The organism is Nocardia sp. NPDC057353, from assembly GCF_042667085.1.
GTDB lineage: Bacteria > Actinomycetota > Actinomycetes > Mycobacteriales > Mycobacteriaceae > Nocardia.
Map to the genome: position 1 here is coordinate 1 of NZ_JBHVAK010000050.1, position 23,932 is coordinate 23,932.

General features: G+C 72.5%; 14 protein-coding genes. 9 read left to right on the forward strand and 5 right to left on the reverse strand.

Features of this window, described 5'->3' with window-relative positions; all coding sequences use genetic code 11:
• Window positions 1–58: 58 nt before the first annotated feature.
• The 3 genes from ACFUUZ_RS23335 to ACFUUZ_RS23345 are packed head-to-tail and all read right to left on the reverse strand — an operon-like array spanning window position 59 to window position 8,548.
• Window positions 59–739, reverse strand: a complete 681-nt coding sequence (locus ACFUUZ_RS23335; RefSeq protein ID WP_378699548.1) for a hypothetical protein — start codon at window positions 737–739, stop codon at window positions 59–61.
• On the reverse strand, window positions 736–2,130 hold the full coding sequence (locus tag ACFUUZ_RS23340) for a condensation domain-containing protein (protein WP_378699550.1): 1,395 nt from the start codon (window positions 2,128–2,130) through the stop codon (window positions 736–738). Before ACFUUZ_RS23340 ends, ACFUUZ_RS23335 begins: the two co-directional genes overlap by 4 nt.
• A gap of 28 nt (window positions 2,131–2,158) precedes the next feature.
• Complete coding sequence (locus tag ACFUUZ_RS23345) at window positions 2,159–8,548, reverse strand: type I polyketide synthase (RefSeq protein WP_378699552.1); 6,390 nt, start codon at window positions 8,546–8,548, stop codon at window positions 2,159–2,161.
• A gap of 249 nt (window positions 8,549–8,797) precedes the next feature.
• Here ACFUUZ_RS23345 and ACFUUZ_RS23350 point away from each other — a divergent pair, with 249 nt between their 5' ends.
• The 8 genes from ACFUUZ_RS23350 to ACFUUZ_RS23385 all read left to right on the forward strand — a co-directional run bounded on the left by ACFUUZ_RS23350 (window position 8,798) and on the right by ACFUUZ_RS23385 (window position 20,830).
• Window positions 8,798–11,002, forward strand: a complete 2,205-nt coding sequence (locus ACFUUZ_RS23350; RefSeq protein WP_378699554.1) for an MMPL family transporter — start codon at window positions 8,798–8,800, stop codon at window positions 11,000–11,002.
• A 25-nt stretch (window positions 11,003–11,027) separates the two neighbouring features.
• Window positions 11,028–12,011, forward strand: a complete 984-nt coding sequence (locus tag ACFUUZ_RS23355; RefSeq protein ID WP_378699557.1) for an alpha/beta hydrolase — start codon at window positions 11,028–11,030, stop codon at window positions 12,009–12,011.
• Entirely contained in the window at window positions 12,008–13,429 is a 1,422-nt protein-coding gene (locus ACFUUZ_RS23360; protein ID WP_378699559.1) for an MFS transporter, read from the forward strand. The genes ACFUUZ_RS23355 and ACFUUZ_RS23360 overlap by 4 nt, the downstream gene beginning before the upstream one ends.
• A gap of 52 nt (window positions 13,430–13,481) precedes the next feature.
• A complete protein-coding gene (locus tag ACFUUZ_RS23365) occupies window positions 13,482–14,897 on the forward strand; it encodes a hypothetical protein (protein WP_378699561.1) in 1,416 nt (471 codons plus the stop codon).
• Between the two features lie 30 nt (window positions 14,898–14,927).
• Window positions 14,928–16,127, forward strand: coding sequence for an AAA family ATPase (locus tag ACFUUZ_RS23370; protein ID WP_378699564.1), 1,200 nt, complete (start codon window positions 14,928–14,930; stop codon window positions 16,125–16,127).
• Window positions 16,124–17,326 carry a VWA-like domain-containing protein gene (locus ACFUUZ_RS23375; RefSeq protein WP_378699566.1) on the forward strand — a complete coding sequence of 401 codons (1,203 nt, stop codon included), beginning with the start codon at window positions 16,124–16,126 and terminating at the stop codon, window positions 17,324–17,326. The genes ACFUUZ_RS23370 and ACFUUZ_RS23375 overlap by 4 nt, the downstream gene beginning before the upstream one ends.
• Before the next feature lie 156 nt (window positions 17,327–17,482).
• Entirely contained in the window at window positions 17,483–18,736 is a 1,254-nt protein-coding gene (locus ACFUUZ_RS23380; protein WP_378699568.1) for an ATP-binding protein, read from the forward strand.
• A 39-nt stretch (window positions 18,737–18,775) separates the two neighbouring features.
• The gene (locus ACFUUZ_RS23385) at window positions 18,776–20,830 is read left to right on the forward strand and encodes a thioredoxin domain-containing protein (protein ID WP_378699570.1); all 2,055 of its coding nucleotides are present in this window, start codon (window positions 18,776–18,778) and stop codon (window positions 20,828–20,830) included.
• A gap of 3 nt (window positions 20,831–20,833) precedes the next feature.
• Here ACFUUZ_RS23385 and ACFUUZ_RS23390 read toward each other — a convergent pair whose 3' ends face one another.
• Both ACFUUZ_RS23390 and ACFUUZ_RS23395 read right to left on the reverse strand, forming a co-directional pair.
• The gene (locus ACFUUZ_RS23390) at window positions 20,834–22,318 is read right to left on the reverse strand and encodes an adenylate/guanylate cyclase domain-containing protein (protein ID WP_378699572.1); all 1,485 of its coding nucleotides are present in this window, start codon (window positions 22,316–22,318) and stop codon (window positions 20,834–20,836) included.
• Window positions 22,319–22,335: 17 nt separating this feature from the next.
• The gene (locus ACFUUZ_RS23395; protein ID WP_378699574.1) at window positions 22,336–23,028 is read right to left on the reverse strand and encodes a hemolysin III family protein; all 693 of its coding nucleotides are present in this window, start codon (window positions 23,026–23,028) and stop codon (window positions 22,336–22,338) included.
• A 95-nt stretch (window positions 23,029–23,123) separates the two neighbouring features.
• Here ACFUUZ_RS23395 and ACFUUZ_RS23400 point away from each other — a divergent pair, with 95 nt between their 5' ends.
• A complete protein-coding gene (locus ACFUUZ_RS23400) occupies window positions 23,124–23,930 on the forward strand; it encodes an isoprenyl transferase (protein WP_378699576.1) in 807 nt (268 codons plus the stop codon).
• The last annotated feature ends 2 nt before the right edge of the window (window positions 23,931–23,932 follow it).

The following is a 23,932-nucleotide window of genomic DNA, read 5'->3' on the forward strand; positions in this document are numbered from 1 at the left end:
GTATAAGAGACAGACCCCGCGCCGGCTCGGCCGGCGCGGGGTCGCGAATTACCGTGAGCTACGAGACCAGCTCCATGGTCCCGCGCGGGTCCCATGGCATGGGCCCGGTGGGGAAGCCGAAGCGGATCATGCGGTGCGGCGCCGCCACCTCGATGTGCGCCACCGCGGGCGGAAGGAACCCGCTGAGCATCTTCTCCAGCAGCGCGTTCAACCCGGAGAGCCGTGGCCGCAGCCGCACCTGCCAGCACTCCACCTCCCCGGCGGGCACCTCGATCACCGAGCGCTGCTCCACCTTGGCGCTCACCGGGACGTGCACCGAGAAGGCGAGCCAGAGCGCGAGCTCCTCTTCCACGCCGTCGGCGAAGTCGAGCCCGCGGAGCAGGGTGAGCCCGCCCGCCAGCGGCATGAGGTCGGCCGGGAAGGGGGCGACGCCGCCACCGAACCGGAGGTGCGTCGTCCCGACGAAGGTCGCCTCCTCCCGGCTCACCACGGTCCCGCCGGAGCGGGTCTCGGCCCGGTAGCTCGCCGCCCTGAGCCGATCCCCGACCCGCTGGAACCGCTGCTCGACGTTCACCGAGAAGTCCCCGGACCCCACCTGGGTGATCGTCCGGTACCCGTCCCGGTCGTGCCCGATCGCATGGACCAGCTCGACCGCGGACGGCTGGTTCGCCACCCGCAGGGTGTAGACGGACTTCTCCCCGTCCGGGATCCCGGGATCGCGAAACACCGTGTCGATCACGACTTCCCCTCCGCCGCCGCCGCGAAGACCCGCCGCAGCACCGTGACGTACCGCTCGACCGATTCGTGCGCCACCGGGGTGTCCGGGTAGATGACGCTCAGCGTGGTCTCGCCTGCCAGCCGGTTGATCCAGATCAGAACCTGCTCCGAGGCAGCGCGATTGGCGTACAGCCCCGCCGACGCCGCGTCGAAGAACTCGTTCCCGAGCAGCTCCCGCGCGTCCACGAAGGAGATCATCGGGCAGGACCAGCCGGGCTTCAGGTCCAGGTCGGAGTCGGCGGGCAGCAGCTCCACCACCCGCTGGAACGAGGTGGGCGCCAGCCGGAGCCCGTTCTCGTAGGCGTGCTGCGCCAGCTTGACCACCCGGTCGAACGAGGTGGCGCCGAGCGGGAAGGCGACCGGGAGCAGCGTCACGTACCAGCCGACCGATGCCCGCTCGGCGAGGCTGCTGCGCGTGCTCACCGGGGTCATGCCGAAGTAGTAGTCGCTGTCGAGCAGCTCCCGCTCGACCAGCGCGGCGGCGGCGAAGATGCCGCCGACGAACTCGGCGCCGTTCGCCCGGCACCGCTCCTCGAAGCGGGACGCGGTGTCCTCGTCGAAGAGCGTGACCGTGCGGTGCGCGCTGCGGTTGTAGCCGTCCGTGCGCTTCCCCAGCTCCAGCGGGAAGGACGGCAGCCTGCCCTCGTTGCCGCGGATGAGCTCCAGCCACTTGCGCACGCCGGGCGAGGTGAGCGACATCTGCCCGGTGTAGGCCCGCTCGGCGGTGCAGTACGCCAGGTAGCTGGCGGCGGGTTCCAGCATGTCGGGGGCGTCCGGCCAGACCTCGCGGGTGTAGAGCATGGCGAGGTCGAAGCCGGAGAGGTACTGCCCGAAGCCGTCGGTGTGCAGGTGGTCGACGGCGAGGTAGACGGTGGTCGACTCCGCGCGCTCGATCGCCCCGAAGGTGAAGCAGTCCCACTCGAACGGGCCGGGGGTGGTCTTCTGCACGTGCTCCCGGACGGTGGCCGGGTCGTCGACCCGGCCGTGCTCGACCGGCACGAACTCGACGTCCTCGGCGGGCACCAGGTGCCGCTGGACGACCCCGCCCTCGATCCGGAACCAGGTCCGGAAGGTGTCGTGCCGCTGCAGGAAGGCATTGACCGCGGTGGTCATGGCCTCCCGGTTCAGCTCGCCGGTGGGGATCTCCGCGGTGACCAGGCAGAGCCCGGAGTAGCGGAACTCCGCCGCGGCGTGCTGGGCGGCCGCCTTCAGGTACTGCTCCTGCTGGTGCGAGGGCGGGGCGGGGTGGGCCGGTGCCAGCCCGGCCCGCACCACCGACTCCGGTGACGCGGTCCAGGTGGTCAACCGGCCCGGCGCCGGTGCCCAGTCGTCGATCAGGCCGAATTCGACCACGGTGCAACCTCGTTTCGACGGGTGCCGGTCACGATGGCGCGCCCACCGGCACCGGCTCGGCCGCGGCGGCCTCGGCGATGAGCTTCGACGGGTCGAGCCCGCCGCTCGCCGACTCCGCGGCCAGGATCAGCTCGGCCACCTTCGGCCCGGCCTGCTCCAGGCTGAACGAGCGCCCCATCTGCAGCGACATCAGGTCGATGCCGAGCGTCTTGGTGACCCTGGCGCCGAGCTCCACCGCCATCAGCGAGTCCAGCCCCAGCTCGGGGACCGGGACCGTCATGTCGATGGACTCCACCGGCACCCCCATGACGACCGCGAGCTCCTCGGCCATCTTGCGGGCGACGAAGGCGCCGCGCTTGCCCTCCTCGATGGCGGCCACCTCGGCGCGCAGCTGCGCCAGCTCCGAGGTGTCCTTCGCCGAGACCTGGGCCAGCGCGATGGTGCGGCCGGTCCTGGTCAGCTGCGGGAAGGTACCCGTCAGCTTGCCCCAGTCGGTCGGGATGATCCCGGCCCTCGGGTCGCCGAGCCGCAGCGTCTGCTCCAGGTAGGCGGTGGCGTCGGCCATGTCGAGCGGGTCGAAGCCGACCAGGTCGAGGTACTTGACCGCGGTCTCGTCGGCCGCCATGCCGCCGGTGGCGCCGGAGAGGTGGCCCCAGCCGATGCAGAGCGCCCGCTCGCCGCCCCGCGCCCACTCCTGCGCCATGGTCTCCACCGCGACATTGGCGGCGCAGTAGTTGTACTGGCCGTAGATGCCGTACATGGAGCCGCCGGAGGAGCAGAGCACGAACATGTCCAGGGTGATCCCGGCCTCCGCCACGGCCCGGTGCAGGACCCGGGCGCCGTGCACCTTGGGCCGGTACACGATGTCCAGCTCGCGGTAGGTCATGGCGGCCAGGCGGTTGTCCGCCACCGAACCCGCCGCGTGGAACACCCCGCGCAGCGGGTGCTCGGCGGTGTGCGCCCTGGCCACGATGGCCGCGACCGCGTCGGCGTCGGTGATGTCGGCGCGCTCGTCGACCACCTCGACCCCCGCCGCGTGCCAGGCCTCCAGCTGCCGGTGCGCCTCGTCGGTGGTCGGCCCGCTGCGGCTGATCAGGACCAGCCTGCGCACGCCGCGCAGCGCGAGCCAGCGCCCGATCGCCATGCCGAACCCGCCGAACCCGCCGGTGACGAGGTACGTTCCGGCCGCGTCGAACTCGACCTCGGGCAGGTACGGCCGGACCGCGGGCAGCGGGGAGTCGATGCGCAGCGCGATCCGGTTCAGCCCGGTGGAGCGGATGGTCTCCTCGAAGGCGGTCGCCACCTCGTCGGTCTCGAAGGACCGGTAGGGGAGCGGGGTGTAGGTGCCCGCCAGCACCTTCTCGTAGACCCGCTGCAGCAGCGCGATGAGCCGCTGGGCGTCGACCGCGACCAGGCGGTCCAGGTCCATGGAGAAGTAGGCCACGTTCTTGTCGAAGTTGGCCAGCTCCAGCAGCCCGCCGGTGTAGATGTCGGCCTTGCCCACCTCGACGATGCGGCCGAACTCGGCCACCGCGTTGAAGTTCTGCCGCAGGATCTCGCCGGGCGCGCTGCTCAGCACCACCTCGACGCCCTTGCCGCCGGTGATCGCCAGGACGTCGTCCACGAAGTTCAGCGAGCGGGAGTCGACGGCGTGCTCGGCGCCGAGCGCGAGCACGTGCGCCCGCCGCTCCTCGGTGCTCGCGGTGCCGATGATCCGCGCGCCGCGGTCCTTGGCGACCTGGATGGCCGCCGTGCCGACGCCGCCCGCGGCGCCGTGGATCAGCACCCACTCGCCCGGCTCGATCCTGGCCAGGTCGTGCAGCGCGTACTCGGCGGTGCCGAAGGCGATGGTGCTGGTGCAGTAGCCGGGGTCGGCGTCAGGGGGCAGCGGGATGGCCCGGTTCCGGTCCACCAGCACGTAGCGCTGCATCATGCCCTTGGTGGCGATGGCGACCTGGTCGCCGACGGCGATGTCGGTGATGCCGGAGCCGACCCGCACCACCTCGCCGACGCCCTCCATGCCGGGCACGGTGCCGAAGTAGGTCGGGGCCAGCTCGCGCTCGCCGAGCAGCCCGATCACCTTGAGCGGGTCCTTGTAGTTCAGCCCGATGACCTTCATCCTGACCTCGACCTGGCCCGCGCCGGGCTCCGGCCGCGGACACTCGCGCCAGGCCAGCGCGGAGAGCACCCTGGTGCGCGGCATCTCCAGGGCGAAGTTGGCCTCCGGGTCGGCGAGCGGGGCCGCGGTGTCCAGCGCCTCCAGGCGGTCCGGGAGCGGCTTGGTCACCAGCGGGGCCCAGCGGGTGCCGGAGCGCAGTGCTACTTCGTCCAGGTTGTCGTTCCAGAAGGCGCCGGGGACGGCCAGCTCGGTGACCAGGTCGGCGGTCTCGGTGGCGGGCTCGACGTCGATGAGCCGCCAGCGCAGCGTGGTCTGCTCGTTGAGCAGCACGCGGCGCGCGCCCGCCAGCGCGGCCTGGCCGGTGTCGGGGAGCGCCGGGTCGTCCGGGATGGCGAAGGCGCGCTCGGTGACCAGTGTGACGTGGCACTCGCCGTCGCCGAAGACATCGCCGATGCCGCGCTGCTCGCCCTCGGCGGGGTGCGCGAAGGCGTCGATGGCGACCGCGACCTGCTCCAGCGTCCAGAGGTCGGCCACGTCGTCCTCGACGGCGCCCGCCACGACCACCACGTGCAGCCGCTCGGTGCCGTCCGCGCGGGTGGCGGCGAGCGTGTCGGCGAGTCCGGCGGCGGGCTCCTCACCGGGCAGCCCGGCCAGGTGCAGCCTGGCGCCGGGGATCGCCTCGGCCAGCGCCTCGGCGCGGCTGTTGGTGCCGCCGAGCGCGACCACGACGGTGCTGACCGAATCCTGGGGCAGCGCGGTGGGGTCGAGCGGGTCGCGCTGCTCCATGGTCTCGACGTAGAAGAAGTCGGCCATCCGGCGCAGGGGGTCCTGGCCGGGGGTGAGCGCGCCGATCTGCAGCCCGCTCAGCCGCATGACCAGGTTGTGCTCGTCGTCGAGCAGGTCGACGTCGGCGCGCAGCTTCGCCTTCGGATCGCGCCGGGCGACCACGGTGACCCGCTCCGGCAGCGGCGCGACCATGCGCGCCGCGGCGACCCCGACCGGCACCAGCGTGCCCTCGTCGATCCTGGATTCGGCGAAGAGCAGCGCGGCGGTCTGCATGGCGGCGTCCACCACCGCGGGGTGCGCGAGGTGGCCGGAGCCGGCCGCGATCGAGCCGTCCACGGTGGCGACCACCGCGTCCTTCCCGACGCGGGCGGTGAGCACCCGCTGGAAGGCGGGGCCGTACTGCAGCCCGGCGGCGGCCAACCCGGTGTAGAACATGGCCGGGTCGACGTCGACGCCGACCGCGATCTCCGGCACCTCGACCTTCGTCTGCCGGTGGCTGCCGGTGAGCGTGCGGCCGGTGGCGTGCAGCGTCCACGCGGTGCCGGTGGCCGAGCGGGAGCGGATGACGAAGCGGCCGCTGGCCTCCTCGATGGTGAGCGCGAGCAGCGGGGTGTCCGGCTGTCCCATGATGAGCGGCGCCACGAAGCGCACCTGCTCCAGCGCGACCCGGTCGACGCCGAGCCGCTTGGCGGTGGCGCTGAGCGCCGCGTCCAGGTAGGCCGCGCCCGGCATGATCTTGATGTTGTTGACCACATGGTCGGCGAGCCACGGCAGCAGCTCGGTGCCGACCTGCAGCAGGTAGTCCGGCCTGCCCTCGACGTCGGGGTCGCCGAGCATGGCGTACCCGCCCGGCGTGCCGAGCCTGGCCTGCTCGAAGAGCGGGAGCGCGGAGTGCAGCCGGGTGCGCTGCCAGGGGTAGCGCGGCAGCGGGGTGTGCGGAACCGTGCCGTCCTCGGCCGGGAACAGGGCGTCCAGGTCGAGCACGCCCGCGCCGTACAGCCCGATCAGGGTGCGGCGCACGCTCTCCGAGTCGGGCTGCTTGCGGTCCAGCGTCGGGACCGTGGTGCCGTTCACGTCCGCGCCGAGCAGGATCTCCCGGATATTGCCGGAGAGCACCGGGTGCGGGCCGACCTCGAGGAAGACCCTGCGCTCGGCGATGAGCTTCGCGATGGCGTCGGCGAAGCGCACCGGCTCGCGGACATTGGCGCACCAGTACTCGGCGCCCCAGTCCGGGCCGGTCACCTCGTCGCCGGTGACCGAGGAGTACAGCGGGATCGTCGGCTGCCGCGGATCGAGCTGGGCCAGGACCGTGCGCAGCTCGTCCAGGATCGGGTCCATGAGCCGGCTGTGGTAGGGCACCTCGACCCGCAGGCGGCGCGCGAAAACGCCGTCCTCGGTGAGCTTCTCGGCGATCTCGTCCAGCCGGTCGACATCGCCGGAGAGGGTGAGCGAGCTCGCGCTGTTGATCGCGGCGATATCCACCCGCGGGTCGTTCTCGACCAGTTCGCGGGCGGCGTCGGCGCTGAGCCCGACGGCGAGCATGCCACCGGTCCCGGCCGTGGTGGCCTGGAGCCGGGCGCGGTGGTAGGCGACCAGCACGGCGTCGCGCAGTGAGAGCACCCCGCTGACGTAGGCCGCGGAGACCTCGCCCACGCTGTGCCCGACGATGGCGGCGGGCGCCACCCCGTACCGCGCCAGCTCGCGCACCAGCGCCACCTGCACCAGGAAGTTCGCGGGCTGCGCCACCTCGGTGCTGGTGACCCGCGACTCCTCCTCCGGCTTCAGCAGCTCCTCGATGATCGACCACCCCGCGAGCGCGCGGAACTCGTCGTCGATCTCCTTCGCCGCCTCCGCGAAGGGCCCGTCGGTGGCGAGCAGCTCGCGCGCCATGCCCCACCACTGCGGGCCCATGCCGGAGAAGACGAAGACCGGCTCGGTGCTGCGCGCCACGATGGTGCGGACCGCGTCCCTGCCCTCGCCGCCCGCGAAGGCGCGCAGGTCGCGCACCAGCTCGTCGGTGTCGCCGAGCAGCATGCCGGTGCGGTACTGGTGGTGCGCCATCCGGGTCCAGGCGGCCTCGGCCAGCCGGGCCGGGTCGGCGCCGCCGGTGATCAGGTCGGCGAAGCGGCCCGCCAGCGCGCGGGCGGCGGCGGTGCCGCGGGCCGAGATCGGCAGCACGCCGTAGTGTTTCGGCGCGCGAGCGGGCTCGACGACGGTGGCGGGCCGGTACTCCTGCAGGATGGCGTGCGCGTTGGTGCCGCCGTAGCCGAAGCCGTTGACCGCGATCGACATGGGCGGGGCGTCGGCGGGCAGCGGCTCGGCCTCGGTCTGGACGTGCAGCCCCAGCTCGTCGAAGGGGATGTCCGGGTTGGGCTTGTCGATCCAGCCCTGCGGCGGGATGGTCCGGTGCTTGATCGCCAGCGCGGCCTTGATCACGCTGGCGACGCCCGCCGCGGCCTCGGTGTGCCCGATGGTCGACTTCACCGAGCCGACGCCGAGCGACTCGGTGCGCCCGGACGGCGCGCCGAAGACCCGCCCCAGCGCGCGCAGCTCCACCGGGTCGCCGACCAGGGTGCCGGTGCCGTGTGCCTCCACGTAGGTGATCGACTCCGGGGCCAGCCCGGAGCGCACGCACACCTGGCGGGCCAGCGACTCCTGCGAGTCCACGTTCGGCACGGTGATCGCGGTGGTGCGGCCGTCCTGGTTCGAGCCGGTGGCCTTGACCACGGCGTAGATCCGGTCGCCGGCGCGCACCGCGTCGTCCAGCTTCTTCAGCGCCACCATGCCCGCGCCCTCGCCGCGGCCGTAGCCGTCGGCGGCGGCGTCGAAGGACTTGCAGCGGCCGTCGGTGGCGAGGAAGCCGCCCTTGCACATGAGGACGAAGGTCTCCGGCTGCAGCATGACGTTCACGCCGCCCGCCAGCGCCACCTCGCAGTCGCCGTTCGCCAGCGCCTGGCAGGCCAAATGGAAGGCGACCAGCGACGACGAGCAGGCCGTGTCCACGGTGATCGCGGGCCCGACCAGGTTGAGCGCGTAGGCGATCCGGTTCGACAGCATCGTGTAGGAGGCGCTCGCCGGGGTGTGCATGTCGGTGTGGAACAGCGCGGGGCCGACCACGCCGATCACCGACTGGTCCACCACGAACCCGCCCACGTACACGCCGACCGAGCTGCCCGCCGCGTGCCGCGCGATCCCGGCGTCGTCCAGCGCCTCCCAGGTGACCTCGAGCATGAGCCGCTGCTGCGGGTCGAGCACCGTGGCCTCGCGCGGCGAGATGCCGAAGAAGTCCGGGTCGAACTCCCACGGGTCGGTGGTCATGAAGGCGCCGTGCTTGGTGTAGCTGCGCCCCGGCGTCCGCGGCTCGGGGTCGTAGTAGCGGCGGTAATCCCACCGGTCCGACGGCATCTCGACCACACCGTCACGCTTGTCGAGGACGAAATCCCAGAAAGTGTCCGGGGAATCGATTCCACCTGCAAAACGGCAACCGATACCGACAATTGCGATATCCGACATGCACATCCTCCCGAGCCGGATTGATTCGAGCGCCATCGATGTCGGGCGACTCGTGAAATTGGCCTGCGCAGCTGGCGACTGGGGTCAGCGTAACCACGCTCACAGGTGCCGCTCGATGTTTCAGGGACAGTTCACAACACGCTCTCGAATCGGTTGTGGAATCTCGAACCGACCGAATCGGGGGGCTGTGGATGCCGTTGCCGGTGCTTATGTTTCAGGTGTCCCGGAGTGGGGTTCCAAGGTCGGGAGGTGGCTTTGTCCGGTGGATTCGGCCGGTGGATCGAGCTGATCGTCCGGCGTCGATTCCTGGTGCTCACGGTGGTCGTCGGCGGGCTGCTCGCGCTCGGCGGGTACGGCCTCGGGCTGCACGCGCACCTCAGCGTGAGCGGCTGGGACGACCCCGGCTCGGAGTCGGCGCTGGCGCTGCGGGTGCAGGACGAGGCGTTCGGCCCCAACCACGTCGCCGACGTGCTGCTGGTCTTCCACGCCCCCGCCGGGCGGACCGTGGACGACCCGGCGTTCGCGGCGACCGTCACCGGCTTCCTGAACGGGCTGCCCGAGCGCTTCCCGGACCGGATCGAGAAGATCAACGGCAGCTACTGGGAGACCGACACCGGGCTCGCGGTGCCCGACGTCTTCGGCACGCCCGACGGCGAGCACGCCTTCGCCTCGGTCGCGGTGCGCGGCCGGGACGACACCGAGGTGCTGAACAACTACCGGCAGGTCGCCGACGAGTTCGTGCTGCCCGGCGTCGACCTGGAGGTGGCGGGCGCGCAGCCGGTCGCGCTCGCGCTCAACGACACCATGGCGCACGACCAGCGGCGGATGGAGCTGATCGCCATCCCTGCGGTCGCGGTGCTGCTGTTCTTCCTGTTCGGCGGGGTGGTGGCGGCGGCGCTGCCGCTCATCGTCGGCGGGCTCACCGTGGCCGGGGCGTGGGGCGTGGTGCGGCTGCTGACGCACGTCATGGAGGTGAACTCGTTCGTCTCGCCGGTGGTGTCGATGATCGGGCTCGGCCTCGCCATCGACTACGGCCTCTTCATCGTGAGCCGGTTCCGCGAGGAGCTGGCCGCGGGCAGGCCGGTGCCGGAGGCGGTCGCCCGCTCGGTCGCGACGGCGGGCCGCACCGTGGCCTTCTCCGCCACCATCGTGGTCGTCGCCTCCGGCGCGATCCTGCTGTTCCCGCACGGTTTCCTGCGCTCCTTCGCGCTCGGCGCGATGATCACGGTGGCGCTGGCCGCCGCGGTCTCGGTGACCGTGCTCCCCGCCGTGCTGGCGATCCTCGGGCACCGGGTGGACCGGCTCGGCTTCAACCGCTTCCACGCCCGCCGCGCCGACATCGAGCAGCGCAACAACCCGTGGGGCCGGATCGCCGGTGGGGTCATGCGGCGGCCGTGGCTGGTGGCGGTGCCGGTGGTGGCGCTGCTGCTGCTCCTCATCGCCCCGGTGCGGGAGGTGCAGTTCGGCGGGATCTCCGAGCGTTTCCTGCCCCCCGAGCACCCGACCCGCCTCGCCCAGCAGCACTTCGACGAGCTCTTCCCGCTGCGCCAGATCAACCCGGTCGACCTGGTGGTGATCACCTTCGACACCGCCGTGATCGGCGAGGTGGTCGAGCGCGCGAACGGCGCCCCCGGGCTGGAGGCGCCCTTCCCGCCCGCGCTGCACGCCCAGTCCGACCTCGGCGTCTTCACCACGAACACCGTGGTCATGGACTCGCACGACGCCGACGCCACCATCGACTACCTGCGCTCGATGCCCACCCCGCCGGGGACAACCGTGCTGGTCGGCGGGCAGCCCGCGAGCGAACGGGACAGCGTGGACGCACTGCTCGACCGGCTGCCGCTCATGGTCGTCCTGGTCTTCCTGATCACCACGGTGCTCATGATGGTGGCCTTCGGCTCGATCGTGCTCCCGCTGCAGGCCGGGCTCCTGAACCTGCTCGGCCTCGGCTCCACGCTCGGCGTGCTGACCTGGATCTTCGTCGCGGGCAACGGCGCAGGGGTGCTCGGCTTCACCCCGCAGCCGATCATGGCGCTGGTCCTGGTGCTGATCGTCTCGGTGATCTACGGCCTCTCCACCGACTACCAGGTCTTCCTGCTGGCCAGGATCGTAGAGGCGCGGGCCGAGGGCGCCTCCACGACCGAGGCGGTGCGTGACGGCATCGCCCGCACCGGCTGGATCATCACCGCCGCCGCGCTCGTCCTGCTCGTGGTCTGCGGCGCCTTCGCGCTCTCGGACCTGGTGATGATGCAGTACATCGCGGTCGGCATGGTGACCGCGCTGGTCATCGACGCCGCCGTGCTGCGCGTGCTGCTCGTCCCCGCCGTCATGGCGATCTGCGGGGACGCCTCGTGGAGGGGAATTGGGAAACGTATCGAACCGCCCCGCACCGCACTTGGTGAGAACCACAGTAATTCCCGAATTCCGGTATCGGCCGGCCGTGCACAACGTTGACTACGGTCCGGGGCCAGGAGTGGATATGCCGAAGAATCTGCGACGAACGGGCGCGGTCGTGCTCGCTTTCGCGCTACTGCTCGCCGGGGTGTGGTCGGATGCGCACGCCGAGCCGAGCGCTGCCGCGGAAATAGCGGAAATCCGACCGGGCCCCGGAAGGCAGCAACAGGTGGAGGTGTATTCCGCCGCCATGGACCGCGTGGTGGAAATCGCCGTGCTGCCCGCCGCCGACCCGGAGAAACCGGCGCCGACGCTTTATTTGCTGAATGGTTCCAGCGGCGGCTCCGACGGGAATTGGATCGACCGCACCGATATCGCCGAATTCTTCGCGGACGAGCAGGTCACCGTGGTCGTCGTGCTGGACGGCGCGGGCAGCTACTTCACCGACTGGCGCGCCGACGACCCGGTGCTCGGCAAACAGCGCTGGGGCACCTTCCTCACCGAGGAGCTGCCGCCGCTGATCGATGCCGAGTTCGACGGCACCGGGGCCAATGCCATCGCGGGCGTCTCGATGGCGGGCACCTCGGTCTTCCAGCTCGCGCTGGCGGCCCCCGGCTTCTACCGGGCCATCGGCTCCTACAGCGGCTGCGTGCGCACCAGCGACCCCGCCGGGCAGACCATCGTGCAGGCGGTGATCACCACCCAGCGCGGCACCCCCGCGAACATGTGGGGCCCGCCGACCGACCCGGCCTGGCGCGCCAACGACCCCTTCCTGCAGGCCGACAGGCTGCGCGGCACCGCCGTCTACGTCGCCACCGGCACCGGGCTGCCAGGGCCGAGGGAGAACATCGCCGACGCGGGCGACCTCCCGAACCTGCTGTACCAGTTGATGTTCGGCGCCCCTTTGGAGGTGGTGGCGAACGCCTGCACCAGGCAGCTGCAGGAGCGGCTGCGCGCCGCGAACATCCCGGCCACCTTCGACCTGCGGCCCACCGGCACCCACGCCTGGAGCTACTGGCAGGACGACCTGCACCGCTCCTGGCCGATGTTCCGGGCGGCGCTGCGATGACCAGGCAGGAGGCGACCACCGCGATCGGGGCGTTCAGCGCCTGCCTGCTCTCGGTCTTCATGCAGATGATCGACGTCACCATCGTCAACACCGCGCTCCCGGTGATCACCACCGAGCTCGGGGCCTCGCGCGCGCAGCAGCTGTGGGTGGTGGCCGGGTACTCGCTCGCCTTCGCCTGCGCGCTGCTCACCGCGGCCAGGCTCGGCGCGATCCTCGGGCGCCGCCGGATGTTCCTCTGGTCGGCGGCGGCCTTCACCGCCGCCTCGGTCTGGTGCGGATTGTCCGACAGCGCACTGGAACTGGTGCTCGCCCGGATCGTGCAGGGCGTGGCCGGGGCCGGGATGGCGGCGCAGACCATCGCGGTGATCACCGCGACCTTCCGGCGCGACCACCAGCCCTACGCCTTCGCCGTGTACGGCGCGGTCGCCGGGTTCGCGGGGATGCTCGGCCCGATCCTCGGCGGCGTGCTGATCACCGTCGACCCGCTCGGGCTCGGCTGGCCGGTCATCTTCCTGATGAACCTGCCGCTCGGCATCATCGCCATCGCGCTGGCGCTGCGCTTCTTGCGGATCGGCCCCGCCCCCGAGCGCCCCCCGCTCGACCTGCGCGGCTCGGTGCTCGCCACCGCCGCGCTGTTCCTGCTGCTCTTCGCGCTGGCCGACAGCCAGCAGGCCGGGTGGCGGCTGCTCCACCTCGCCTGCGTGGCTGCTGCGCTCGCGCTCGGCGCGGGCTTCGTCGCCTACGAGCGCGCCACCCGGCGCCGGGGCGGCACCGCGCTGGTGCGGCTCGACCTCTTCGCCGACCGCGGCTTCGCCGTCGGCTCGGTGCTGGTGACGGTCTTCTTCGGGCTCTTCACCGCCTTCGTCTTCACCGTCTCCATCCTGCTCCAGGACGTCCTCGACTTCTCCGCCCTGCGCACCGGCATCGCCATGACCCCGTTCGCCATCGGCGCGGGCGCGGGCGCCATCATTTCGCCGATCCTGGTGAACCGCTTCGGCATTCGCGCCCTCGCCGCGGGCATCGCCTCGTTCGGGTTCTGGGTCGTCGTCGGCGTCTGCTACCTGCACATCACCGACGGCGCGGTGAACCTGCTGCTGGTCACCGGCCCGGTCTTCCTGGCCGGGTTCGGTGTCGGGGTGTTCGGGATCCCCCTGCAGCCGATCATGCTGGCCGGGCTGAACGACCGCGACCTCGGCGAAGCCTCCGGGCTGCTGCCGACCGTCGAGCAGATCGGCAACTCGGTCGGGCTCGCCGTCCTCGCCGCGCTCTTCTTCCGCGCGCACACGCTCGGCGGGAGCATGGTCATGCTCTCCGCCATCGCGGTGGTCGCGGTGCTGCTCGCCGGGGTCACGCTGGCGTTGCCGGAGCGCAAGGCGGCCATCGGCGCCACGCCGTGGGTGCTATCGTCGAGAGCGTGATTGCCTCTTCTGAGCAAGGAACGGGGGTCTCGTTCGCGCACGGTGCGTGCTGATGAACGATTCCCGACTCTCCCTCTGGCTCCGCGTCCGCGAATTCGCGGTACCGGCCGCCATGATCGAAACCTGTACCGTTCGGCGGCTCGCCGGTGACTGGGCCGGGGCCTGCGCCGCGGCCGGTTTCGATCTCGACCTCGATCCGCGGGCGCTACCGCCCCCGATACGCACCGATCTCCGCCACCTCGCGCCCGATCTGCTGCGCTGGCACCTGCCCCGGGTCGCCCCCGACGGGCTGCTGCGGCCGGGGCTGACCTTGACGCTGGCCCGGTACGGGCCGGTGCACCTGGTGGTGCGGACCGCGCCTGCCTGGGCGGATGCCGGGCAGCGGGTCAGCATCGCGCTGTGGGACGGGGGTGCGGCGGGTGCACACCCGCACCCGCGGCCCGACCGGCGCTTCCGGCTCGATCTGCACCGGCACCTGTGGGACGCTCGCCGGGCGGGTGAACTGCGGATGCGTTGCGGTGCAGGAGATTATCTCGACATGCACGCGGCCGGTGTGGGCACCGTCGGCTTGCGTGCGGCCGCAGTGGACGCCATCGCCTTGCGTGCGGCCGGTGCGGACACCCTCGGCCTGAGTGCGGCTGGATCGGAGACTGCCGACCCGCGGGCGTCCGGCGCGCGTAACGGCATCTCGTGGGTGTCCGAAGGGGCCGGTCGTGCGGCTGATTCCGGCGAGCAACCCCTGCCGTCCGGTTGCGCCACCGAGCGCTGGGCGGACGAAGCGCGAATCCTCCTGCACGCCGACGCCCTCCCGCCCGGACCCGTCCTGGTCCGGGTCGGCGCCCGCCGCCGCGCCCTCGTCGACCCGTACCCGGACGCACCCCGCCCCCGAGGCGCACTCCCGGTCCTCCCCGACGCCGCCACCTGGACCCTCCCAGACCTGCAACTCCTGCGCGCGGGCGCGATCACTCCTGACCGCCTGCACCCCCTGGTAGCGAACGCACTCGCCCCCGGCCACACCCGGACCACCAAACCCGACACCGCACAGCAACTGCTGGTCGACTGCCGCGGCGAACAGCATCGCCTCGGCATGCGCGACGGCACCCTCACGGCCCTCGACCACACGCAGGCCGAACTGCACCGCGAGGAACTCCTGGTCGCCCTCACCGGCACCCCGCTGCCCTGCCTGCGCGTGATCGACCGGGCGCACCGCAACCCCGACGCCCTCGCAGGCGTCGGCGAACGCCTGCGCCACGGCGACATCACCGGCGCGCTCGCCGTCGTCGAGGGGCTGCTCGGCCCCGACACCCTGCTCCGCGACGGCCCGCTCCGCGCCGAACTGGAAGCCGCCGCCGAGCGCAAGATCACCCACGGCCTCTACCGCGCCGGGCTCACCCCGGTCGGCCCGCCACCCCGGCGCGCGCAGCGCCGCGTCTCCGGCGCCCACCCGCGCCACGCCACCCACCGCTGATCCCCCCTACTTCCCCCACGGTGATGCCCCATGCCTGAAATGTCCCAGCTGAACGCTGCCCGCGAACTCCTCACCCTGCTCCGCGCGACCACCACCGAACCCCGCCCCGACACCCAGCTCGACGCCCTCACCCTCGCCGTCGCCGCCGACCTCCCGGTGCTGCTCTGGGGCGAGCCGGGCATCGGCAAGACCGCCGCCCTCACCCAGCTCGCCGCCACCCTCGACCTCCCGCTCACCACGGTGATCGCCAGCGTGCACGAGCCGTCCGATTTCTCCGGGCTCCCCGTCATCGGCGCCGACCCCGCCACCGAGGGTGTCCCGATGGCGCCGCCGGACTGGGCCGTCCGGCTGGTCCGCGCGGGCCGCGGCCTGCTCTTCCTGGACGAGCTCTCCACCGCGCCGCCCGCCGTGCAGGCCGCCCTGCTCCGGCTCGTGCTGGAGCGCCGGATCGGCACCCTCCACCTCCCGGACGGCGTGCGCATCGTCGCCGCCGCCAACCCGCGCGCCTCCGCCGCCGACGGCTGGGAGCTGAGCCCGCCGCTGGCCAACCGCTTCGTCCACCTGTACTGGACCCACGACCACGACGTGGTGGTCCGCGGCCTCGGCGGAACCTGGCCGCGCGCCACCCTGCCCGCGCTCGACCCCGAGAAGTTCACCGCCGCTGTCGATTTCGCCCGCCGCGCGGTGTGCGAGCTGCTCGCCGCCCGACCCCTGCTCGTGCACCGGCTGCCGAGCGGCGAGACGCAGCGCGGCGGCGCATGGCCGTCACCGCGCAGCTGGGAGATGACGGTTCGGCTGGTCGCCTTCGCCACCGCCGCGGGCGTCGGCCGGGACGTGCTCTCCCTGCTGGTCCGCGGCGCCGTCGGCGACGGCCCCGGCTTCGAGCTGCTGAGCAGCATGGACCGCATGGACCTGCCCGACCCGGAGACCCTGCTCGCCGACCCCGCCGCCGCCGAGCTCCCGGACCGCGGCGACCTGCGCCAGGCGGCGCTGGACGGCGTCGTCGCCGCCGTGCGCAAGCGTCCGGAGCGGGCGCGCTGGGACGCGGCCTGGGCACTGCTGGTCCGCGCCGTCGAGACCGGCCCGCCGGACCTCGTCGTCGTCCCCGCCACCACGCTGGCGACCCTGCGCCGGGACGACTGGGTGGTGCCGGAGGCGATCGAGCGGCTCGCCGGACTCGTCGCGGTCGCGCAGGGAGCGGACCGCGCCGCCGCGCAGGTGGGCCGATGACCACCGAGAAGCTCTACTCCGCCCGGCTGCTCGCCGCCAAGGCGCGCCCCTACCTCGCCACCGTCCTGTACGCGCTGCACCTCGTCGAATCGCGGCGGGTGCCGACCATGGGCGTCGACCGGTACTGGCGCTGCTACGTCTCCCCGGCCTTCGTCGAGCGCACCCCGGTCCCCGAGCTCGCCTCGGTCCTCGTGCACGAGGTCTCGCACCTGATCCGCGACCACCACGGCCGCAGCGACCGCTTCGCCCGCGCCAACGACCTCACCGGCCCCGCCGAGCGGCTCCGGATGAACATCGCCGCCGACGCCGAGATCAACGACGACGCCTTCGGCGACGGGCTGGTCCAGCCCGAAGGTGCCGTACTGCCCGCGACCCTCGGCCTGGAGAGCGGCAAGCTCATGGAGGAGTACCTGCGCGAATTCCGCCTCGGCCGACACACCCAGGAGATGGCCTGGCTGGACTGCGGCAGCGGCGCCGACGGCCTCGACCGCGGGTGGGAACTCGGCCCCGACGGCGCCGACGCCCTCAGCGACCAGGACCGCGAAGCCGCGCGCTTCCGGGTCGCGCAGAGCATCGCGGGCACGCCGGGCACCGCGTCCGGCAGCTGGCGCCGCTGGGCCGAGCAGGTGCTGCACCCGCCGCAGCCGTGGCGCGACCTGCTCGGCGCCGCCCTCCGCGCCGCCGCCGCGGCCGGGGGTGCGGGCGACGACTACACCTACGGCCGCCCCGCCCGCCGCTCCACCGCGCTCCCCGGCCTGGTCCTGCCCAGCCTGCGCCGCACCCCGCCCCGCGTCGCCGTCCTCATCGACACCTCAGGCTCGGTCTCCGACACCGACCTCGGCAGCGCCCTGCTCGAAACCGCCGCCATCGCCCGCGCCGTCGGCGGCCGCCGCGACCTCGTCACCGTCATCTCCTGCGACGCCGCCGCCCACATCGCCGCCCCCCTCTGCCGCGCCACCGCCATCCCGCTCATCGGCGGCGGCGGCACCGACCTGCGCGCAGGCTTCAAGAAGGCCCTGCGCACCCGACCCGACGTCATCGTCGCCCTCACCGACGGGTACACCCCCTGGCCCGACACCCGCCCGCCCTGCCGCACCGTCGTCGGGCTGTTCGGCGGGCCGACGGCGAGTTACCACCGGAATTACGGCTACCTCCGCGAGCGTCCGCCGCCCTGGGCCCGGGTGGTTCGGATCGGGTGACAGTGCCTTGAGGTCATGGGCAGAACGCGCAGTCCCGACACCGGCCAGGCGTCCAGCGCCGAAGCGTCCAAATGTCCACGAAAGTAGCGTCCAGATGACCACCAACTCTGCGTCCAGATGACCACGAGTACGGTCTCACGGTGCCATACTGGCACGGTGAACGCGCGAAACATCCTCCCGCGACGGGCCGAGTCGTTGATCGGCGAAGCGCTGGCGGATACCCGGGTGGTGCTGGTCAACGGCGCGCGTCAGACGGGTAAGAGCACGGTCACCCGGCTGGTCGGCGGCGCTCGCGGGGACGTGGTCTTTCGGCTGTTGGACGACCCGGCCACCCTGCGCGCCGCGCAGGACGATCCCGCGGGTTTCGTCGACCGCGAATCCGGGCTCATGGTCATCGACGAGATCCAGCTCGCTCCCGAACTGCTCCGTCCCATCAAGCTGACGGTCGACCTCGACCCGACGCCGGGCAGATTCCTGCTGACCGGCTCTTCGCGCATCCTCGCCCTGCGCACCCTGCCCGACGCGCTGCCCGGCCGCATGGAGGTGATCGAGCTGTGGCCGTTCTCCCAGGGAGAGGTGGACAGCGGGCCGGATCGCTTCGTCGACGCCGCTTTCCAGCACGGCCCCGCCGTGGAGCACTCGACGACGCTGCGCCGCAGGGACTACCTGGAGCGGGTCGTGGTCGGCGGTTTCCCGGAGGCGCACCGACGCACGCCCCGGCGCCGGTCGGCGTTCTTCGAGTCCTACCTGCAGACCCTGATCGAACGCGACGTTCTCCAGCTGGCGAGCATCGAGCGCCACGGTGAAATGCTGAAACTCCTGAGCCTGCTTGCCGCGCGAGCGGGCGGTCTACTGGTGCCATCGACCCTGGCCGGGCAGTCCGGAATTCCCCGGACCACGCTGGTGCGATACCTCGAACTCCTGCAGTCGGTCTTCCTGATCAAGAGCATCCCGGCCTGGTCGCCGGGCTCGACGCAGCGCGCCATCGGCACCCCGAAGCTGGCCCTCGTCGACAGCGGCATCGCGAGCCATCTGCTCGGCCAGAGCGTGGCACGCCTGGACGAGCTGGGCGGCGCCGCCGGGCCGATGCTGGAGAACTTCGTCGCGATGGAGGTCGCGCGACAGCTCAGCTGGTCCGAGGAGCGGGTCCGCATGTTCCACTACCGCACGAAGGACAAGGTCGAGGTCGACGTGGTGCTGGAGACACCCGATGGCCGGATCGTCGGGATCGAGGTGAAGGCGGGCGCGACGGTGCGGTCGGAGGATCTCGCCGGACTGCGGAATCTGGAGGCGGCCGCGGGGGAGCGGTTCGTCGCGGGATACGTGCTGTACACCGGCAAGCAGACCCTGCCCTACGGCCCGAAGCTCCGGGCGGTGCCGATGGACGCGCTCTGGCACTGCGCCCCGTGAAGAACGTGTGCGACCGGACATCTGTGGAACGCTGAACGTATGAACCGGCTCGGAACCGCGACCTCCCCGTACCTGCGCCAGCACGCCGACAACCCGGTGCACTGGCGCGAGTGGAGCAGCGAGGCGCTGGCGGAGGCGCGGGAGCGGGACGTGCCGATCCTGCTCTCCATCGGCTACGCCTCCTGCCACTGGTGCCACGTGATGGCGCACGAGTCGTTCGAGGACGAGGCGACGGCGGCGCAGATGAACGCCGACTTCGTCTGCGTGAAGGTGGACCGCGAGGAGCGGCCGGATCTGGACGCCGTCTACATGAACGCGACCGTCGCCATGACCGGGCACGGCGGGTGGCCGATGACCTGTTTCCTGGCGCCGGACGGGTCGCCGTTCTACTGCGGCACCTACTACCCGCGGGTGCCGCGCGGCGGGTCGCCGTCGTTCACCCAGGTGCTCACCGCCATCACCGACACCTGGCGCAACCGGCGCGACGAGGTGGATCAGGCGGCGGCGCAGGTGGCGGAGGCGCTGCGCGCGCAGGCGACCGGGCTGCCGGACGCGGGCGGGGCGATCGGCGCGGACCTGCTGGACCACGTGGTGGGCGCGGTCCGCAAGGACGAGGACACGGCGTTCGGCGGGTTCGGGGGCGCGCCGAAGTTCCCGCCGTCGGCGCTGCTCGCGGGGTTGCTGCGGAGCTGGGAGCGCACCGGCGACCCGGAGACCTACGCCCTGGTCGAGCGGACCGCCGATGCCATGGCGCGCGGCGGCATCTACGACCAGCTGCGCGGTGGTTTCGCCCGGTACTCGGTGGACGAGCGGTGGCTGGTGCCGCACTTCGAGAAGATGCTCTACGACAATGCGCAGCTGCTGCGCGCCTACGCGCACCTGGCCCGCCGGGAGCTGCCCGCCGAGACCGGCACGGGTGGGCAGTCGCTCGCCGCGCGGGTGACGGCGGAGACCGCAGCCTTCCTGCTGGACGACCTCGGCACCGAGCACGGCGGGTTCGCCTCCGCGTTGGATGCCGACACCCCGGTGCGCCCGGGGGAGCCCGGCGTCGAGGGCGCCACCTACGTCTGGACCCCGACCGAGCTGATCGCCGAGCTCGGCCCCACCGAGGGGGCATGGGCCGCAGCGCAATTGGGCGTGACAACGGCGGGCACGTTCGAGCACGGCACCTCGGTGCTCACCCGGCTCACCGAGCCGGACGACCCGGAGCGGCTGGACCGGGCGCGCACGGTGCTGCGCGACGCCAGGGACCGGCGGCCGCAGCCGGAGCGGGACGACAAGGTGGTCACCGCGTGGAACGGCATCGCCATCACCGCGCTCGCCGAAGCCGGTGCGGCGCTGGATGTTCCGGCGTGGGTGGCGGCGGCGCGGCGCTGCGCGGAGTTCCTGCTGCGGGTGCACGTGGTGGACGGCCGGGTGCTGCGCGCCTCGCTCGGCGGCGCGGCCGGGGGATCGCCAGGGGTCCTGGAGGATTACGCCTGGCTGGTCACCGGGTTGCTCGCGCTGCACCAGGTGACCGGGGAGCCGGAGTGGCGGGCGCGCGCCGAGCAGATCCTGGACGCCGCGGTCGCGCACTTCGCCGACCCGGAGGAGCCGGGCAGCTGGTTCGACACCGCCGACGACGCCGAGACGCTGGTGGCGCGGCCGCGCGACCCGATCGACGGCGCCACCCCGGCGGGGGCGTCGTCGCTGGCCGAGGCGCTGCTCACCGCCGCCGCGCTGGCCGAGCCGGAGAACGCGGTGCGGTACCGCGAGCTGGCGGATCGCACGCTGGCCCGCGGTGCGGTGGTGCTGGCGCGGGCGCCGCGCTCGGCGGGGCAGTGGTTGACCGTCGCCGAGGCGGCGTTCCACGGTCCGCTGCAGATCGCGATCTCGGTGCCGCCCGGCGGTGACGCCGCCGAACTGCTCGCCGCCGCGCGCGCCTCCGCACCCGGCGGAACGGTGATCGTCGCGGGCGCACCGGACTCGGCGCCGCTGCTGGCTGAACGGCCACCGGTCGGCGGGCAGCCCGCCGCCTACGTCTGCCGCGGCACCGTCTGCGACCTCCCGGTCACCGGCGCCATCGACCTGACGGCATCGCTCGCCCGTCGCTGAGGGTCACGACGGATCCGCATCCGTCCAGCACGGCGTGGGCTCGCCCATCCCGCGCAACTGAATATCCGCGAGATGCACCCAGTGCGTCCGCTCCGCACCCGCCGCCGCCTCGATGACGTCCGCGCTCACCAGCACCCGCCGCGGCACCCGCTTCGCCTCGCTGGTGAGCCGGGCCGCCCGGTTCACCGCGTCCCCGATCACGGTGAACTCCAGCCGGGTATCCGCGCCCACGTCACCGGCGAAGACCAACCCCCGCGCCACCCCGATCCCGATGTCCAGCTCCCCGGCGGCCCGCACCTCGTCCCGAATCCGCCGAGCGGCGCGCAGCGCGGGCGTCGCATTGTCCGGCAGCGCGATCGGCGCCCCGAAGATACAGAGCGCGGCATCGCCCTCGAACTTGTTGACCAGCCCGCCGTTCTCCTCGGTCGCGGCGATCACGGTGGCGAGCAGCCGGTTCAGCTTGGCCACGAACTCCTGCGGCGGCAGCCCGGTGGAGAGCGCCACCGACCCGGTGACGTCGACGAAGAGCGCCGAGACCACCCGCACGTCCCCGGTCAGGTCGACGCCGCGCGCCACCAGCGCCCGCTCCGCCACCTCGGGGCCGACGTGCCGCCCGAACACCTCGCGCAACCGCTCCCGATCGCGCAGGCTGGCGGCGAGCTCGTTCACCGAGTGCTCCAGCCTGCCGATCTCACCGACGCTGCCGACCGGAACCCGCACGTCGAGCTCGCCGAGCGTGATCCGGTCCAGCGCGAGCCGCAGCGTGCGCACCGGCGAGGCCACCGCCCGAGCCAGGAAGGCGGTCGCCAGCGCGCCGACCGCGAAGCCGACGGTCGAGAGGTAGAGGGCGGTGCGCACCCGGTCCGGCGCGCCCGCGACCGGGTCGGCGAGCACCGTGATGAGCAGCAGCATCGGCATGGCCCCCGCCACCGCCCAGGTGACCAGCACCCTGGCCAGCACCGACGAACTCCAGTGCATGGTCGCGCCGAGCACCGCCGCCACCACCGGGATGGCGGGCCGGATCAGCCGGTCCACGATCAGGAAGGTCAGCGCCGACGATTCGAAGGCGCCGAGCGTGAAGATGGCGGTGGTGACCGCCGGGTTCGTGCTGTCGGCGAAGAGCGAGAAGAGCACCGCCGCGATCACCACGCCGGGGATCCACAGCGCGAGCGCCCGCACGGTGATCGCCACCGGCAGCCGGAGCAGGTCGCGCGCCTCGTTGGGGGTGGGCTTGCGCAGGTCGTCCAGCCAGCCGAAGTGTCTGCGCCGGTCGCGCACCGCGAGGACGACCCCGGCCAGGAACCCGATGGTCGGGTAGATCGCGACCAGCAGCAGCGCCGCGCGCCAGTCCGGGCCGAGCCGACCGAGGAAGCCGTTCAGCCACAGCGCGGTGACGATCACGCCGAGGCCGCTGAGGTTGGCCGCGATCACGACGACGGCGAGCCCCCAGCGGGCCTGCAGCGCCCACAGCATGAGGCGAGCGATCACGGGTGCAACCTACCCGGTCAGCGCAGCAGGACCAGCCAGATCGCGGCGTAGTGGCTGAGCGCGGCCAGCACGGTGGCGGCGTGGAAGAACTCGTGGTGGCCGAAGTCGTCGGGCCACGGATTCGGCCACTTCGTGGCGTAGAGGATGGCGCCGACGCTGTAGATGAGGCCGCCGACGACCAGCAGCACCAGCGGCGCCAGCCCGACCTCGGCGTGCAGCTGCCCGGCGACCGGCACCACCGCCCAGCCGAGCAGCAGGTAGAGCGGCACCCCGACCCAGCGCGGCGCGGTCGGCCAGAGCAGTTTCAAAGCCACCCCGGCGAGCGCCCCCGCCCAGACCACGGCGAGCAGCGTCCGCCCGGTGGAGCCGGGCAGCCCGAGCAGCGCGAACGGCGTGTAGCTGCCCGCGATGAAGACGAAGATCATGGAGTGGTCCGCGCGCTTCATCCGGATCCGCGCCTGCGGTGTCCGCCAGGTGACCCGGTGGTAGACCGCGCTCACCCCGAACAGCGCGCACACCGTGACGCCGTAGACCAGGGTCGACACCACCGCCGTCGCCGAGACCGTGGTCGCCACCCCGACCAGCGCGACCACCGCGATGGCGGCGACCCCGACGGCCCAGGTGTGGATCCAGCCGCGCAGCCGCGGCTTGCCGATCGCCTCGGCCAACTCCTCGGCGGGCGACGCGGCGGCGCCGACGGTTTCGGACACGGGATGCCTCCTACTGAACTCATCGGTAACCTACGGAACCGTAAGTTAATGGTGGCAGCCACCCTACCGGCCCGCAATCGTCGGATGCTGTGTTCATGGTCTCGAGGCGTAGGGTGACCCGGGTGGAGCTTGGAAGTCAGGTGCGGGGGTTGCCCTATCGCCTCTACGAGTCCCGGCTGTCGAAGCAGCTCGCGGGCAAGGAGCACCCCCGGCACGTCGCGGTCATGTGCGACGGCAACCGGCGCTGGGCGCGGGAGAACGGGTTCACCGACGTCAGGCACGGGCACCGCGTCGGCGCGCTGAAGATCGCCGAGCTGGTCGGCTGGTGCGCCGACGAGGGCATCGAGATGGTCACCGTCTACCTGCTCTCCACCGAGAACCTGCAGCGCGACCCGGAGGAGCTGGAGACGCTCTTCGAGGTCATCACCGACGTGGTCGAGGAGCTCTCCGCCCCGGAGCAGGACTGGAGCGTCCGGCTGATCGGCTCGCTGGACGGCTTCCCCGAGCTCATCGCCAAGCGGCTGCGCACCGCGGCCGAGCGCACCATCGGCAGGCCGGGCGTGCACGTCAACGTCGCGGTCGGGTACGGCGGGCGGCAGGAGATCACCGACGCGGTGCGCGCGCTGGTGCGCCAGGAGATCGCCGCGGGCGAGACCGGCGAGGACCTGGTGCAGTCGATCACCGTCAACGCCATCGGCCAGCACCTGTACACCTCCGGCCAGCCCGACCCGGACCTGGTGATCCGCACCTCCGGCGAGCAGCGGCTCTCCGGATTCCTGCTCTGGCAGAGCGCCTACTCGGAGATCTGGTTCACCGAGGCGTACTGGCCGGAATTCCGCCGCGTCGATTTTCTCCGCGCGCTCCGCGATTTCGCCGCGCGGCACCGCCGTTTCGGCATCTGACC

Coding starts and splice junctions, on each gene's coding strand:
- ACFUUZ_RS23345 (WP_378699552.1), bottom strand. CDS start 8,548: ATGTCGGATATCGCAATTGTCGGTATCGGTTGCCGTTTTGCAGGTGGA.
- ACFUUZ_RS23355 (WP_378699557.1), top strand. CDS start 11,028: ATGCCGAAGAATCTGCGACGAACGGGCGCGGTCGTGCTCGCTTTCGCG.
- ACFUUZ_RS23360 (WP_378699559.1), top strand. CDS start 12,008: ATGACCAGGCAGGAGGCGACCACCGCGATCGGGGCGTTCAGCGCCTGC.
- ACFUUZ_RS23365 (WP_378699561.1), top strand. CDS start 13,482: ATGAACGATTCCCGACTCTCCCTCTGGCTCCGCGTCCGCGAATTCGCG.
- ACFUUZ_RS23370 (WP_378699564.1), top strand. CDS start 14,928: ATGCCTGAAATGTCCCAGCTGAACGCTGCCCGCGAACTCCTCACCCTG.
- ACFUUZ_RS23375 (WP_378699566.1), top strand. CDS start 16,124: ATGACCACCGAGAAGCTCTACTCCGCCCGGCTGCTCGCCGCCAAGGCG.
- ACFUUZ_RS23385 (WP_378699570.1), top strand. CDS start 18,776: ATGAACCGGCTCGGAACCGCGACCTCCCCGTACCTGCGCCAGCACGCC.
- ACFUUZ_RS23400 (WP_378699576.1), top strand. CDS start 23,124: ATGGTCTCGAGGCGTAGGGTGACCCGGGTGGAGCTTGGAAGTCAGGTG.